This window comes from Pseudonocardia sp. McavD-2-B, assembly GCF_024124365.1.
In the GTDB taxonomy this organism is placed as follows: Bacteria; Actinomycetota; Actinomycetes; order Mycobacteriales; family Pseudonocardiaceae; genus Pseudonocardia; species Pseudonocardia alni.
Map to the genome: position 1 here is coordinate 1 of NZ_JAMXSG010000468.1, position 2,199 is coordinate 2,199.

A 2,199-nucleotide genomic window follows, 5' to 3' on the forward strand; every position below is an offset into this window, starting at 1 on the left:
CCCGGCGGATGCGGGCCCGGACGACGCCGAACCGGTGGCGGCCCCGGTGGAGCCAGGCTGAGTCCCGGTGGCGGCGGGCTCGGTGGCGGCGGGCTCGGTGGGCGCGGGGTCGGTGGCGGCGGGCTCGTGCCCTCGGCCGCGCAGGACCAGGGCCAGTACCGGCAGGGCGATGGTGCCGAGCGCGTCGACGATCCCCGCGACGCCGAACCAGCGCCAGTACCACTCGCTGTCGCCGACCTCGCCGTCGGTGATCACCGGCAGCGCCAGCATCGTCGCGACGACGGCGATCGCGGCCAGGGTCAGCCCGAGTCCTGCGCGGATCACGGTGCGGCGCCGCTCGGCGAGGAGCAGCAGCAGGTTCGCGTGCGCCAGGCTGATCGCGACGATCGTCGCGACCAGCAGGGTCTTCAGCACCGACCCGTCGCCGTCGCCCTCGAACAGCTCGTCGCCGCCCCAGACCAGCCACAGCGCGGCCACCGCGGCGACGACGCTCGCCGCCAGACCGGCGAACCCGAGGGCCCGCACGGCGCGGGTGACGACGGCGAGATGGCAGAGCGCCGAGGTGCCGAACGCGGCGACGACCAGGGTGGTCGCGACGATCCGTGCCTGCCGGTCGCCGAAGCCGCCGCCGAGCAGGGCGACGATCCCGCAGAGCGAGGCGACGAGCAGCGAGGCGACCACCGCGACGATCATCGCGCGGCGGGCCCCGCGGACCGGGGAGGCAGCTGGTGCGGTCATGCCGGCGAGGCTAGGGCCATCCGGTGCGGTCGGGCCTCCGTAGTGCTACGGCATCCCGGCGAGCAGGGTCGCGACGCCCTCCCGGTGCTGGGCGACGGCGTCGTCGACCCGCCCGCGCCGGGCCCGGCCCGCCGCCCGGGTGGAGACGAGTACGGCCAGGGTCCGCCCGTCCGGACCGGCGATCTCGACGCGGCCGAGGTCGTGGCCGGTGAGCAGGTCCATGGCGCGGGCCAGCGCGTCGGGCGGGAGCGGCGCGTGGACGTGCAGCCGGGCCCGGGCGCGGCGCAGCCGGTCGGGGCTCCACGGGCCGGTGTCGGCGACGCCGCGGTAGAGCTCGTCGAGCCGCGGGTCGCCGCCCGGCAGCCGGACCCGGACGTCGCGATGGGTCTGGTTCAGCACCGCGTCGACGATCTCCACCAGCTCCCACCCGTACGCGTCCGCGTCGACGGTGGCGAGCACGTCCGGAACCGCGCCGGGCAGCGGTGCGCCGCGCACGCCGGGGTCGGGGACGAGCGCGGCGATCCGGATGCGTTCGCCGTCCTTGCCACCGCCGACGGCGTCGTGGTCCTCCGGGCGGCCACCCCAGTCGGGGCCGTCGTGCCAGGCCACCGCGGCCGGTTCGTGGACGAGCAGCGCACCGTTGTTCCAGGCCCGGTAGGCCAGGTCCCAGTCCTCGCCGCCGTAGCCGACGTAGCGCTCGTCGAAGCCGCCGAGGTCGTCGAACAGGCTGCGGTGCAGGGCGAGCACGGCGCTGATGACCAGCTGCCAGTCCGTGCCCGACGCGTCGAGCAGGTCGCGGGTGCGGCGGTAGCCGTCGGCGAGCCAGGCCGGGTCGGGCAGCTGCGGCGCGCCGGCCGGGTCGTCGCCCGGGGCGGTGCCGGACAGGTCCGCGTGCCGGCGACGCCCGACGGCGAGCACGTCCGGGCAGGCCGCGATCCGCGCGGTGAGCGCTGCGACGAATCCGGGCCCGGGGACGGTGTCGGCGTCGAGGAACACCAGGACGTCACCCTCGACCTGCGCGGCGCCGCGGTTGCGCGCGGCGGCGGCGCGGAACCCGCGGTCGTCCTGGGTCACCACCCGCACCGGGACCGGCCCCGCGAGCGCGGCCGGGTCGGGCGGCTCCGGGGACCCGTCGTCGGCGACGACCACCGACACCGGCGGTCGGGTCTGCGTCTGCAGCGCGGCGACGGTGCGGGCCAGCTGCGCGGGCCGGCGGTAGTGGCACACCACCACCCCCACCGACGGCGGCGGCCCGGTGTGCGGCGCGAGCAGGTCCCAGCGGTTCCCCGGCACGCTCACCGGGCGACCATCCTCCGGTAGAGGGCGGCGTGCCCGGCCCCGGCGTCCGGCCAGTCCGGGACCGGGCCGCGGGTCGCGCCGGGCCGGGTCAGGGCGTCGGCGACGAGGGCGTCGCGGCGGGTGTCGTCGTCGTAGAGCGCCACCGCGCCCGGGGCGGCGGCG

2 protein-coding genes are annotated in these 2,199 nt (G+C 77.9%); both read right to left on the reverse strand.

Translation table 11 applies throughout. The annotated features are described in order from the left end of the window. On the reverse strand, positions 1 to 738 hold a 738-nt coding region (locus NH602_RS30260), incomplete at its 3' end, for a hypothetical protein (RefSeq protein ID WP_253069613.1). Positions 739 to 783: 45 nt separating this feature from the next. Continuing rightward, a complete protein-coding gene (locus NH602_RS30265; protein WP_179760005.1) occupies positions 784 to 2,037 on the reverse strand; it encodes a glycosyltransferase family 2 protein in 1,254 nt (417 codons plus the stop codon). Positions 2,038 to 2,199: the final 162 nt, after the last annotated feature.